Here is a 14,071-nt window from a genome sequence, read left to right as displayed (position 1 = left end):
ACGCTGGGTAATTCAATTTCATTATTACTCTTGGTATTTAGGGGGCACTGGGTGGGACACATAAATTCAAAAAAAATAAACCACATGTAATATATCCCATGTGGTTTATCGGAATTTAATTCCCCCTTTGAGCGAATTGATTACTTAAATCATTCTGTCAGTAAATTTCTAACTTCATCAATCTCTTTTTTCAACTGACTAAATAACTCTTTATTTGTTGCAGCATTCTTGTTCTTAAAATTTGTTTTACCTAAGAAAGTCATATAAATACTTGCTATTTTTTTTTCTATTTCCTCCTCTTGTTGAGTATGATCCTGTTCGAAAAAAGTATCTATTTCTTTTCTTAACCTTTCAGAAAACCCAAAATTTTCAATACAGATATTGAGGGAATCAATGATAAAAAGGGCTTCCTCTTTAAAATCATTTCCTAAATTCGAGCCATTTCCATTTTTGCCTCTGTCCATTGAGCACCCCACTAAAAGAATTAAAGTTAACAGCATCATGATCTGTTTAGTCATTTTTTCCTTCCTTTTATTGGAATTTTAATATCGATATCAATAGAAGGTGGATACACTGTACTATTTGAAACATAATCAGATGCCATCTGAGTTGTAAGAGGCATTGTACCTTTCCCCCCCATATCTAAGTAAAAGGAATAAACTATTTTCCCAAGATCATTAAATTGAATATCCATCCTTAACTGATCTACTATGATAATTCCAGTAATATCGCTTAGCTGGTATCCTCTGCTCAACTGATTATTAACATTCCTGTACCTCAATAGCTGAGCCTCTGCGTCCTCCCAAGCACCATCCCCTAAACCAAGGTGAGTAACCCTCATTGCCTTTACTTCCCACATTTTATTATCTCCAGTAACTATATCAACATAATGATGTTTATTTGGCCAATAACTTATTTCTTCTTCAAGGTGATATTCTAATTGAACTGCTTGACCAGACTCTGAATGTATTTGTTTAGCCGCATAAATTTGAGCAATCTCATGGAATGCCTTATACCTGCCACTATCATTATTACCATTAGCATTAAGTACTGCATTTGCTAACTCTGCATTTGTATAATTTGTTCCATTTGAACGTCCACCAATAAAATCAGACAAAAACATATTCAAAAGTTTATGCGGCATATGACCTGTAGGATCACTATTAATCAAAGGATTATTATGAACATAAGTATAAAGGTTTTGACTCAGCGGATTATCAATCTGCCCTTCAACCGTATCCTCATTTAAAAACCGCCCGATACTCGGATCATAATACCGTGCACGCAGATAGTAAAGGCCCGTTTCTTCGTCGTAAATCTCACCTGCATATTTAAAGGAGTTTGGTATCCCTTCCGTCTGGCTGGTGATATTCCCCCATTCGTCATAGCTGTAGGTGTTAACCGGTGTTCCGCTGGTATTGACGATTTGCACCACATCGCCATGACCATTGTACAAGTAGTAGTAATCCTTTGCTGCCGTTTTGTCCTTTTTCACCAATACCCGGTCTCCACGGACAAAGGAGGACTTTTGTATTACAGTGCTCCCGCTTAATTTCTCCTCTGCGATAACTTGGCCACTAAAATCATAATTGACCTGAGTATGGGTCGTTCCAGTGCTCTTCAAATACCGAAGGCCGTCCGCATAGTAGGTAAAGATGGTCGTATTCCCATTTTTGGTCAATCCGGTCAAGGTGTTTTGTAAATCATAGGTGTAGCTTGTATCGCTCAGATCCACACTGGTACTGACGCTCTCGCTTGAGGTTAGACGATTGCCACGTACATCATATGTGTACTGCGTGCTTTGACCATTCGGCCGTTTGATTGACAGAAGACGATTCAAAGCATCGTATCCGTAACTTGTCGTTTTGGCTGCTCCATTATTGAGGACTTCAGTTACCGCTGTAATATTCCCATTATTATCGTAGCTGTAGGTGTATCCCGAAAGCACGGAGCTACCCTTTGTATTCTTCATGCTCTCTACCCAACCGAGTGCTTTGTTGTACGTGTACTCTGTTTTTAAGATACTTCCATCCGTCAACGGCGGATAAGTAATTGTCTTGACTCGGCCATTTGCATAGTAGCTATACTGTACATTGTCGGATGCGGCTTTGCTTAGGGACGCGCTGCCATTGGTTTGGACGTTGACCAGGCGCTGACTGTCAAATTGGTAGTTTACATAAAACCCAAGATTGGAATCGTTTATTTGTGTCATTCGGCCCAGTACATCCAACTCGTTTAAGATGTACGACGAATGGCCACCCGCACCCGTAGTAGAATATCCAACGGAGTAGTCGTTACGTACTTGGTTCATGCTATCCAGGTAACGCTTCTGCGTTGCCCTTAAGGCTCCATTCACATAACTATTGATCGTACGATACTTTGGCGATCCATCTCCATAGATATAATCAATTTTTTGCGTCGCAGACGTATTATTGATTACTCCACTAACGGAACTACTCTTTAGTTGACCTCTCTCGTCGTAGTTGTAACTGAACACACTGCCCATACGGTCCGTTTTACCGGTCTGTTGACCCAGATTATTATAAGAAACACTTTCGCTTTTGGCGGCGGCGTCCTGCTTCGTCGTCATCAGTCCGATTTCGTTGTAACTCTTCGTGTTTAAGGTTTGTTCCGACTCACCCTTGCCCTGAATGGTCACCTTAGATATTTGTCCATTTCCGTCATAGCTGTACCGTGTAGTCTGATTTAGCGCATCCTTAACACCAGTTAACTGATTTAATGCGTTGTAACTGTAATGGGTTGTCACGCCAGCCTCATTGAGATGGTTCATCGGGTCGGTATATCCCGTAAGATTGCCGATAATATCGTAACTGTAGCGCTCAGTGATGGGCTGCGACTGATTCGGCCAATCTCTAAACGTCCGCTTCGAAATCACCCGGCCCCACGGATCATACGACTCCTCGATGTAATTCATCGTTTCGGAGGTGCCCGCCGCAGTCAGGTAGCTTACCGCTTTCCGCTGCTTCAAATTATAATTTGTCACGAAGACATTACGATAGGAATCCGTTAAACTTTTTTGTTGGCCCCAAGCATCATACCCCACCGTTATTTCATTGGATAGTGCATCTTTTTGATAGATGGGTCTGCCCATATCGTCATAGTGATACTGGGTGAATACCCATTTTCCAGCGTTGTCATCAAAGTGTTCCTCTAAAAGGGCCAAACCCATTCCGTTATAAAGCACATTCGCATAGGTTTTGACCACGCTCTTATTCGATAACTGAGTGACAGTTCGGATAGAGTCCACTTTTAAGACCGGCATTCCCGTATTGACAGCATCAAAGTTTGCGGAACTTGTATTATAGTAGTTATACTCTACGACCTCACTGAACACTTCTCCGTTGGCGTTGGAGCGATTTGGATAGGTCTCTTTTTTCAGACGCCCTGCGGCATCATATTCATACCTCGTGGTCTTGCCATTCTCGTCGCTCTGACTTTTCAGCAATCCGTAACCCATCTCATAGCTCATCGTGGTTTTCACAATCTGCTGATTGGATGTACCAATGTTGAACCACTGCTGTTGTTCGGTAGGGTAAGCACGGCGGCCTTCGGGCCCGTACTGGGTCACGCTTTTGGCCACCAGTTGGCCTTGGGCAGTCTTCTCCGTCGTTGCCTGGGAGATCCCTCCCGTACTATTAAAATAACTATAACTGTATACCGTCCTGTCTCCTAACGCATTGGTTACCGTTACCGGCCGCCCTTCAGCAGTATAGGTATAACGTTCATTTTGCGGTGCTGCATCATTTTCATTGTTATACCAGGACTGCGTTTCCAGCAAATGATACTTAGGTTCATACTGGTAGGTGGTTGTATAATGCTGTTTGATTGCCGGATTATTAAACTGATCTCCGGTCAACGGCTTCGTTTGATTCTCAACCTGCCCCCAGCTGTTATACACGGTTTCGGTGTATAAATGATTTGCGGTTGCTTCAGTGTCTTGAGGAGCATACTCCGAGAGGGTAGTCCTTGTGGGATACCGGGTAAAGACTCCATGAAACGCCGTATTGTCAGTGATCTTCCGCTCGCCTCCAGCCTCACGGGTCTCCGTCCGAAGCACTCTGCCATCTTTATCAAATGTATGAGTGGTTTGGAGCCCATTACTGGCAGTCGTGCTAACCACAGTTGACGTCGTACTAAAGCGAAAATCCGCAGGCAAAACAGCGGGATATTGATCCGGGGTGTTCCCCGTATAATCACCTGTGTACGAATAGTTTATTTCCTGATACGTCTTGGATGCCGTCTTGTCCTTTCTAGATTTCGCCCGATACTCTATGACGGTGGAATTCGGGCCGGTATGACGATCGGCTTGTTCATATTCATATTCTGTAACAGAATTGGGATACGTAATTTTTTTCAGGAACGAATTAAATAGAAATCCGTCGTAAGAACCAACATAAGAAGAAAAGCCATTTTGGTACTCGAAATAGGTTTTCTCTCCGTTTTGATCGGTAATTGACGCAAGGTACGGAATATACTTTTGAAGTGGTGGTATGCCTATATTTCTTTGAATTTCCCCCAATACTCTCCCTTTCGTCAATACCACCTTCTGAACTTCTTGCGTCGCGTTCTCTTCGTTATAGACCCGAATATCTACGTTTTCCCCATCAAATACCTCGGAATCCAGGTCTTCCTCGTAATTAAATTTCACCACACGGCCAACGGTATCCGTTATCGAGAACAATCTTCTTGATTCGTCGTATTTAAATGTAATCGTATTGCCGAAGCGATCTACGATTCCAATTAAATCCCCATCATTGGAAAAGTATTCTCGTTTAAGATCTAAGTATTCAATGTAGGAACTTGATCTTTGTTGCCCATTACTGAATGCGCCATTGTTCCAGTTTTCATATACCAGTCGCTTGTCTTTGCCTTTATAATTGAGTAAATTTGTATAAAGTGAGAGCTCATCATTACTATTGTCATCACGAACTCTATACGCATTGCCTGTTCCATCGTGGTAGATGAACCCCGTATCACCAGCTCTTTGTAAGTATGGGAATTGATACGACCACCCGCTGCCTAAGACCGGAAGACGATAATTGTAGCTATATTCCCAACTCTGAAAGTTGGGATCCCACCATGTACTAATAAGAAAGGGAATACTTTGGTTGGAATTGTACATAAGGCCAATATCTAAGTCCAGTCCATCCACACCAGGCAAGTGAATCAGGTTTTCTTTCCGGGTCACACTTCCTGACACCGGATCGACCATTTCACTGGAACTGTTGCGGTCATTAAACTGCGGTTTATAGGTTTGATTGATTTGAGCAAGGGCTAACTTGTTGATCACACCGGATACGGCTGCATCAAAGGTACTCATGGAGAGGGCTAATTCTGATCTATACCCTTTCCCGGTACCCTCTTCTTGTCCATATACTGAGGAGGAAACTGTTGGCTTTCCGTTAAAAGAAAAATGGTTCAACATTTCAGTTGCATACACATTTTCCTGTACAGTGGGCTTACTGAATATTCCTGCTTCTTTTTCAAGCTCCTGCTGGATATCCTCCCAGGATCTTTTCTCATTCAGTTTCCATTTCCAAAGTTCCAGCGGGGTTCGCTTCTCCTGTAGCAAGCTCAGATAATTTACCCAATATACATCAACCTTGGAGGCTCCAGCCAGAACAAGCGGTTCAATTTCTGTTTGGGTTAAATCCAGGGACCTGGGTTCAGCCGCACGGGCAAGAGGCTTCTCTAAATTTTCCTTTGTTTTCCCAGGAACTAATTTCATACGCGTTTCATAGGTTTTCTCTCTTAACATTTGAATGGTTAACATGTTCGGATCGTAAACGTCTCCAGTTACGGATACAACCTCGTCTATAAGCTTTTTATTTTCAGCAAAGGCTGATTTCATCTGGACATTTCCGGGATTAAATGTAGGCTCAATTTGCTGTTCGGATATTGTATTCAATGGGGCTGGAGAAGGAGCAGGACTTTCCACCTTAGTTTCGGCCTTCACATATTCAGAGGAAAGGATCGAATTGCTCTCAGCAGCGGCTATACGTTCATTTGTAACTGGAAAACCGCCTACTAATATAGTAAAGGATAAAGCAACGTTGAGTAATGAATTCATCTTTTTTCTATTCTTCAAATAAATACTCCCCTATCATTCATTTTTAAAGTCATGTATAGCAAAACACGAATCTAGTGCAAGAGCGGTCCACCCCCTAATTCATTCACATAAGCTATTACCGGTCTCCAGATTGTTCCGTCATAGGCAGGTCAGCGCATTGCAGCACTATTCCGTTCGGGTCCCCTTCAGATTGCCATTCGAGTCATAATTATAGTAAGTCGTCTTATTGTTGGGTTGTTTGATCTGCACCAGCCTTCCATTATCATCGTATAGATAAGTTGTCGCTTGCTTAATAATAATGTCATCAATGGAGAGAGCGCCTCCACCATAAATTCCCCAGAACAAATAGTAGTTTTCTTGATTTCCGGTAGTAAAGGTGACCGTTTCTACTCCTTTTGTTCCCGCGGCACTATTCCATGTAGTCCAGCCTTTGGTTTCAATATCATCTAGGCCACGTGCTGAGAAGTAAAAATAGCGGTTGGCATTGGTTGAATCCATATCAATAGATTTGTAAGAAAAGGTCACTGAATATGTCGTATTGCTCTGAAACTTCACTTGATCCAAATCTGTACTTGCGAAATTCGCCCACTGCTGGGAAGCTGTGGAGCTTAAATAGGCAGAATATGAACCGCTGACGGTTTTTGAGGATTCATTAGTAATCATTCCAGATACGGGTGAAAAGCCAGTCCCGCTATATGAGCCACCCTCAAAGGATTCACTTACTTTCGAGATTTCTATATCATCCAGCGAAAGAGCGCCACCTTGACGGATGCCCCAAACCAGATAGTAATTTTCCTTGCTCCCTGTCGTGAACGTAACGGTTTTGCTGCCCTTGCTGCCACTAGGATTCTGCCAGGTGGTCATTCCTTTCTCTTCTAGCTTGTCTGAACTTCGAGCCAGGAAATAGAAGTACCGGTTGGCGTTCGAGGAATCCATGTCAGCTGATTTATAGGAGAAAGTTACTGAATAAGTCGTACTAGGTTCGAATTTATACTTATTAAGATCTGTATTTACAAATTCCTTTGTTGGTTCGGTCGCCAGTGATTTAAGGTAAGCTGAATATTGTCCAGTAACCACTTTGGAAGATTCATTAGTAATGACTCCAGAGCCAGCATTGAAATTAGTATTGGTAAACGAACCACTCTCAAAGGATTCATTTACTTTTGTGATTTCTATGTCGTCAATGGACAGGGCGCCGCCTTTAAATATTCCCCAGATCAAATAGTAATTCTCTTTGTTTCCCGTTGTGAATGTTATCGACTTTCTTCCCCTATTCCCACTAGCGTCACTCCAGGCCGTCCAGCCTTTGTCCTCTGTATTATCCGTACTTCTGGCTACAAAATAAAAACGGCGATCACTTCCGGTTGGCACCATATCGATAGTTTTATAGGAAAATGTAACTTTATAGGTCGTATTTTTTTCAAACTTCACTTTACTAGTATCCGTATAGGAAAATGCTTTCCAATCCTCTGTGTTTAATGAAGAGAGGTAAGCTGAATATTGACCATTAACTATTTTTGCTGGGTCACTCGTAATAACACCAGATCCGGCAAGGAAATTAGTCTGATCAAATAAACCCTTTTCAAAAGATTCGCTCTGTGCGGAAATTTTCTTCACGATTGTTATATCATCAATAGAAAGGGCACCCCCTGCGTGGATTCCCCAAATTAAGTAATAGTTAGCTTTATTTCCGGTTGTGAACGTCATCGTTTTTATGCCATTTCCCCCACTTGCATCATTCCAGGTTGTAAACAGCTTGTCTTCCAGGTTGTCAGTACTACGAGCAAGGAAATAAAAAAAACGGTTCGCATCCAGCGGCTGCATATCCAATGATTTGTAGGAAAAAGTCACCGAGTAGGTAGTGTTTTTTTCGAATTTAATTTTACTTTGATCTGTATAGGAAAATTCCTTCCACTCCTCTGATGCTTGAGAACTCAAATAGGCGGAGTACCTTCCACTAACTATCTTTTGTGCATCACTGGTAATTGTCCCATTCACAGGGAGATAGCTGGTGCCATTAAAAGTACCACTTTCAAATGATTCTTTAGGAGCCACTACGTTCTCTGCAGCAAAAGCCTTGTTCTGAAAAATGCTGAATGCAACAATAATCATTAAAAATGGCAGTACATAGCTAGTAATTTTATTGGTTTTCATTCTTGCTCCAATCATCCTCTCCACTTTTCCAACTTCATTCTAATTACAGCTTCACGCTCGATATCTCTGCTATTCGTACCTCAGCTACCGGTTAACATTACATACTAAAGCCCCGGCATATTTATTATCAGCATAGATATGCGTGATATAGCTTCCCACCTCAGAGTTATGTCTTTGAAAGAGTACCGTGGCTTTCCAGACTCCAGGGGCAACCTTCACACCTTCAATCCACTCAAGGTCATCCTGCTCTTTATTAGAAGTCCAGGTAGGGAACTGAACACGTTTTATATTAGGGTCTAGTCCGTATATCAAAACATTGTATGAACCCGCCGAGATATTGGCTGTTTTCGGTCCTGATACACCTACACCTCCCTTAACAGCAACTGACGTTCCTCCGATATAGTTTGAATTGCCATACTTGTCATGGGCATAGATATGTGTGAAATAGTTACCAGCTTCATAATTGTGCTTACTGAAGGGTATCCGTATCCTCCACGTTGTATTGCCTATCCGCTCACCGATCACATAGGGCCGCTCAATATCATCCTGGTCATTCTTTTCTGTCCATGTCGGGAATTTCACTTCTTGTATAGTTCTGGACACGCCTTCTATAACTACCTCATAGTATTCAGCATCTAATCCGACCGTTTGAGGAGCTCTGACGGTTTGAGTATTCTTAATTTGAGTCGTTACACCCGCTACAGCTTTGTTATCCGCATAAACATGAGTTACATATGCGCCAGTTTCCATCCCATGTTTGGACAGAACGACCGTACCTCTCCAGAGATTTGGAGCAACCTTTACACCATCAATCCATTCGAGATCATCTTGCTGATTGTAATCCGTCCATGTCGGAAAACGTACGGTTTTAACACTGTCAGGAACTCCTTTCAGGTAAATATCATAGGAGACTACTGAAGTGCTGAAGATATACGGTTCTGCGGGTGTGGCCTTACTGCGCTTAAGAAGGTTGCCATTCGCATCATAGGTATACTGAATCATTGAATTATCGGGAAGAATCTCCATCTCAAGCCGACTCTGATTGTAAATGCTGATCTTCTGCCGCTGTGGCGTGCCGTTCATGTCTTTGATTATATAATTGGAATCAACACCTTCTAATACCGCAGCCGCTGAAGTCTTAGTATTAAAGATAAAAAAAGTTAAAAAGACACTGGCTAGCAGGGTCACTATCATTGATTTCTTCAAGAACGTCCCTCCAAAATTCTGTTATTTTTTGATAAAAATATTAGATTGCAATTCCTAGAATCGATTTATTATAGCAAATCATTAATCCAGAAATTGTCGAACCTTGCTATAAATTCTGAGTATATTTATTTAATATAAACTTTATTGAATAATATATATTTAGTTGGAAATTAAGTAATATTATTGTTGATCACTCAAAATGTTGAATGCTACCTCATAAGAAAAAACCACATGGAGTCTGTGACTCACATGTGGTTAACATTACATTATTTACTGAAGCAGGTTTCCTATTCTACATTAGATCGGGCATCCGTTAACGATTAACGTTGCATGTCCAGACTCCGGCATATTGATTATCAGCATAGATATGCGTAATATAGCTTCCCACCTCAGAGTTTTTTCCTTCTGCCTATAGGGGGTTTTTTACATAATATTAGTTTGTACGTGCGTAAATTCAGAGCCGATGGAGGAGCCTCACCTTCGGTACCCAGCACCGACATCATGTATAAAGCAATGAATATGGGTAATAATCAGTATACCTTCCAGCTCTTGATCGTAAGGAAGACTGCTCATAGGAGGGATTTCATTGAAAAACAGTGATATTCTTTTGCATATCAGACATCGTCCTTTCCCTCTGCCCGATGGCCCTTGGATTATGAAGCAAGTTTGGACAAACTTATTGTTTGCACATTGGCCCGTGAATAAAGTAGATTTATTCCCCTATCTTCCAGAGGGTTTAGAACTTGAACAATGGGAAGGTACACCTTGGATCAGTATGTCTCCTTTTTTATGGATCTGCTGAGACTGCGGGGGTTGCCACCTCCTCCAGGAGTTCGTCAGTTCTTAGAGCTTAACATTCGCACTTATGTTGTGCGGGACGGCAAGCCAGGGATCTTTTTTCTTAATCTGGATGCCTCCAGTCTGTTAGCAGTTGCATCAGCACGCCTTTTCGCCCACCTACCCTATAGTCATGCTAAAATGTCTTATCACACCGAAGGCAAGGCTATTCGATATAGCAGCGTAAGACAAACTCACCGCCAAGAAGAAGCTGTTTTCAAAGGCATCTACCGGGCTACTCAACCCTTTTGCTTTCATGCGCAGCCAGGAACGCTTCTCCACTGGTTGACAGAACGGTATTGTTTGTACGCTTCTGGCTCGAAAGGCCGGCTCTATATTGGCCATATTCACCATCTCCCTTGGCCTTTACAGGAGGCTGAGCTTCATATTGCTCACAATACTTCAATGAGAGCACTGGGTCTCGCTCATGATGATACTCCCTCACTTCTTACCTTTACTAAACGTCTTGAGGTTCTCTTTTGGCCAATAAAAAAAATCGGTGCTATATCTGATCAACCGTTTGCTAAAATTGCTGAGTTGTGTCTGTAAATAGCAAAAAGGCATGACCTATTCGGTCATGCCATGTGCTTGGCGGCGTCCTACTCTCCCAGGACCCTTCGGTCCAAGTACCATCGGCGCTGGAGGGCTTAACGGTCGTGTTCGGGATGGGTACGCGTGGAACCCCTCCGCTATCGCCACCAAACGGGCATTTACAGCGTAAATGCTTCAGGAACCTTAATTCCTGAAAACTGAATCCGAAACGAATCTGCGTCTTAATTTGTTGGATAAGCCCTCGACCGATTAGTATTGGTCAGCTCCATGCATTGCTGCACTTCCACCTCCAACCTATCTACCTCGTCGTCTTCAAGGGGTCTTACTGATTGGGAAATCTCATCTTGAGGGGGGCTTCACGCTTAGATGCTTTCAGCGCTTATCCCGTCCGTACGTAGCTACTCAGCCATGCTCCTGGCGGAACAACTGATGCACCAGCGGTACGTCCATCCCGGTCCTCTCGTACTAAGGACAGCTCCTCTCAAATTTCCTGCGCCCACGACAGATAGGGACCGAACTGTCTCACGACGTTCTGAACCCAGCTCGCGTACCGCTTTAATGGGCGAACAGCCCAACCCTTGGGACCTACTTCAGCCCCAGGATGCGATGAGCCGACATCGAGGTGCCAAACCTCCCCGTCGATGTGGACTCTTGGGGGAGATAAGCCTGTTATCCCCAGGGTAGCTTTTATCCGTTGAGCGATGGCCCTTCCATGCGGTACCACCGGATCACTAAGTCCGACTTTCGTCCCTGCTCGACTTGTAGGTCTCGCAGTCAAGCTCCCTTATGCCTTTGCACTCTTCGAATGATTTCCAACCATTCTGAGGGAACCTTTGAACGCCTCCGTTACTCTTTAGGAGGCGACCGCCCCAGTCAAACTGCCCGCCTGACACGGTCCCCGTACCCGATTAGGGCACTAGGTTAGAACCTAGATACGATCAGGGTGGTATCCCAACGGCGCCTCCGCAGAAGCTTGCGCTCCTGCCTCTACGGCTCCCACCTATCCTGTACAGATCGTACCCAAATTCAATATCAAGCTGCAGTAAAGCTCCATGGGGTCTTTCCGTCTTGTCGCGGGTAACCTGCATCTTCACAGGTATTAAAATTTCACCGGATCTCTCGTTGAGACAGCGCCCAAGTCGTTACGCCATTCGTGCGGGTCAGAATTTACCTGACAAGGAATTTCGCTACCTTAGGACCGTTATAGTTACGGCCGCCGTTTACTGGGGCTTCGGTTCACAGCTTCGGATTACTCCTAACCGCTCCCCTTAACCTTCCAGCACCGGGCAGGCGTCAGCCCGTATACTTCGCCTTGCGGCTTCGCACAGACCTGTGTTTTTGCTAAACAGTCGCTTGGGCCTTTTCACTGCGGCCCCCTCGGGCTATTCACCCTACCGAGGCACCCCTTCTCCCGAAGTTACGGGGTCATTTTGCCGAGTTCCTTAACGAGAGTTCTTCCGCGCGCCTTAGAATTCTCTTCTCGCCTACCTGTGTCGGTTTGCGGTACGGGCACCTTCTCCTGGCTAGAGGCTTTTCTTGGCAGTGTGAGATCATGACCTTCGCTACTATAATTTTCGCTCCCCATCACAGCCCAGCCTTAACGGTGTGCGGATTTGCCTACACACCAGCCTCACTGCTTAGACGGACATCCATCAGTCCGCGTCACTACCCTCCTGCGTCACCCCATCGCTCATAGCGGATTACGGTGGTACAGTAATTTCAAACTGTTGTCCTTCGACTACGCCTTTCGGCCTCGCCTTAGGTCCCGACTTACCCTGAGCGGACGAGCCTTCCTCAGGAAACCTTGGGCTTTCGGCGGATCAGATTCTCACTGATCTTTTCGTTACTCATACCGGCATTCTCACTTGTATGCTGTCCAGCGCTCCTTACGGTACACCTTCAACCCACATACAACGCTCCCCTACCCCAGATGCAAAGCATCTAGCCATAGCTTCGGTGGTGTGTTTAGCCCCGTTACATTTTCGGCGCAGAGTCACTCGACCAGTGAGCTATTACGCACTCTTTCAATGGTGGCTGCTTCTAAGCCAACATCCTGGTTGTCTGTGCAACTCCACATCCTTTCCCACTTAACACACACTTGGGGACCTTAGCTGATGGTCTGGGCTGTTTCCCTTTTGACAATGGATCTTAGCACTCACTGTCTGACTCCCGGCAAGAAGTTAATGGCATTCGGAGTTTGACTGAGCTTGGTAACCCTTGCGGGCCCCGCACCCAATCAGTGCTCTACCTCCACCACTCCATTCACCGAGGCTAGCCCTAAAGCTATTTCGGGGAGAACCAGCTATCTCCGAGTTCGATTGGAATTTCTCCGCTACCCCCACCTCATCCCCGCATTTTTCAACATACGTGGGTTCGGGCCTCCAGTGCGTGTTACCGCACCTTCACCCTGGACAGGGGTAGATCACACGGTTTCGGGTCTACGTCCACATACTTAAGTCGCCCTATTCAGACTCGCTTTCGCTGCGGCTCCGGCTTCTCACCTTAACCTTGCATGTTAAACGTAACTCGCCGGTTCATTCTACAAAAGGCACGCCATCACCCCTAGATCGGGCTCTGACTTTTTGTAAGCACACGGTTTCAGGTTCTATTTCACTCCCCTTCCGGGGTGCTTTTCACCTTTCCCTCACGGTACTGTTTCACTATCGGTCGCCAGGTAGTATTTAGCCTTAGCAGATGGTCCTGCTGGATTCATACGGGGTTTCACGTGCCCCGCACTACTCGGGATCCGTCTCGGAGAGAACACAGTTTAGGCTACAGGGCTTTTACCTCTATCGCGGGCCTTTCCAGACCTCTTCGCCTACCATATTCCTTTGTAACTCCATGTGAGACGTCCCACAACCCCAAGGGGCTTGCCCCTTGGTTTAGGCTGTTCCGCGTTCGCTCGCCGCTACTGACGGAATCACTATTGTTTTCTCTTCCTCAGGGTACTTAGATGTTTCAGTTCCCCTGGTCTGCCTCTATCTCTCCTATGTATTCAGAGAGAAGTAACTGCGAATTACCACAGCTGGGTTTCCCCATTCGGACACCCCCGGATCAAAGCTTGCTTACAGCTCCCCGAGGCAGTTTCGTTGTTCGCCACGTCCTTCGTCGGCTCCTGGCGCCTAGGCATCCTCCGTGTGCTCTTATTAGCTTAACCAATGCGTTTTCCGTTAGGAAAATCGCTAGCATCGCTATAATTAAAACTTGTTTACACAAGTTTCAGCTAAAAGA

6 protein-coding genes and 2 rRNA genes are annotated in these 14,071 nt (G+C 44.6%); 2 read left to right on the top strand and 6 right to left on the bottom strand.

Translation table 11 applies throughout. From position 1 onward, the window contains the following. Nucleotides 1–149 precede the first annotated feature (149 nt). The 4 genes from NST07_RS09895 to NST07_RS09880 all read right to left on the bottom strand — a co-directional run bounded on the left by NST07_RS09895 (nt 150) and on the right by NST07_RS09880 (nt 9,451). A complete protein-coding gene (locus NST07_RS09895) occupies nt 150–518 on the bottom strand; it encodes a hypothetical protein (RefSeq protein WP_341377898.1) in 369 nt (122 codons plus the stop codon). Beyond that, the gene (locus NST07_RS09890) at nt 515–6,109 is read right to left on the bottom strand and encodes an RHS repeat-associated core domain-containing protein (protein WP_342481452.1); all 5,595 of its coding nucleotides are present in this window, start codon (nt 6,107–6,109) and stop codon (nt 515–517) included. The genes NST07_RS09895 and NST07_RS09890 overlap by 4 nt, the downstream gene beginning before the upstream one ends. Before the next feature lie 147 nt (nt 6,110–6,256). After that, nucleotides 6,257–8,245 carry an RHS repeat domain-containing protein gene (locus NST07_RS09885; RefSeq protein ID WP_342481451.1) on the bottom strand — a complete coding sequence of 663 codons (1,989 nt, stop codon included), beginning with the start codon at nt 8,243–8,245 and terminating at the stop codon, nt 6,257–6,259. 84 nt (nt 8,246–8,329) lie between these two features. Next, nucleotides 8,330–9,451 carry a GBS Bsp-like repeat-containing protein gene (locus tag NST07_RS09880; protein WP_342481450.1) on the bottom strand — a complete coding sequence of 374 codons (1,122 nt, stop codon included), beginning with the start codon at nt 9,449–9,451 and terminating at the stop codon, nt 8,330–8,332. A gap of 586 nt (nt 9,452–10,037) precedes the next feature. Here NST07_RS09880 and NST07_RS09875 point away from each other — a divergent pair. Next, the gene (locus tag NST07_RS09875; protein WP_342481449.1) at nt 10,038–10,253 is read left to right on the top strand and encodes a DUF2071 domain-containing protein; all 216 of its coding nucleotides are present in this window, start codon (nt 10,038–10,040) and stop codon (nt 10,251–10,253) included. Continuing rightward, nucleotides 10,217–10,837 carry a DUF2071 domain-containing protein gene (locus NST07_RS09870; protein ID WP_342481448.1) on the top strand — a complete coding sequence of 207 codons (621 nt, stop codon included), beginning with the start codon at nt 10,217–10,219 and terminating at the stop codon, nt 10,835–10,837. The genes NST07_RS09875 and NST07_RS09870 overlap by 37 nt, the downstream gene beginning before the upstream one ends. A 37-nt stretch (nt 10,838–10,874) precedes the next feature. On the opposite strand, the gene rrf is transcribed toward NST07_RS09870, so the two are convergent. Both rrf and NST07_RS09860 read right to left on the bottom strand, forming a co-directional pair. Further along, a 5S ribosomal RNA gene (gene rrf, locus NST07_RS09865) occupies nt 10,875–10,991 on the bottom strand. Between the two features lie 78 nt (nt 10,992–11,069). Beyond that, nucleotides 11,070–13,997 (bottom strand): 23S ribosomal RNA (locus NST07_RS09860). Nucleotides 13,998–14,071 lie beyond the last annotated feature (74 nt).

Source organism: Paenibacillus sp. FSL L8-0340, assembly GCF_038593145.1.
GTDB lineage: Bacteria > Bacillota > Bacilli > Paenibacillales > Paenibacillaceae > Paenibacillus_AQ.
This window is presented reverse-complemented; position numbering and strand designations above follow the sequence as displayed.

What these genes read in the sequence shown, in the direction of transcription:
- NST07_RS09895 (WP_341377898.1), bottom strand. Translation starts at nt 518, where the DNA reads ATGACTAAACAGATCATGATGCTGTTAACTTTAATTCTTTTAGTGGGG.
- NST07_RS09885 (WP_342481451.1), bottom strand. Translation starts at nt 8,245, where the DNA reads ATGAAAACCAATAAAATTACTAGCTATGTACTGCCATTTTTAATGATT.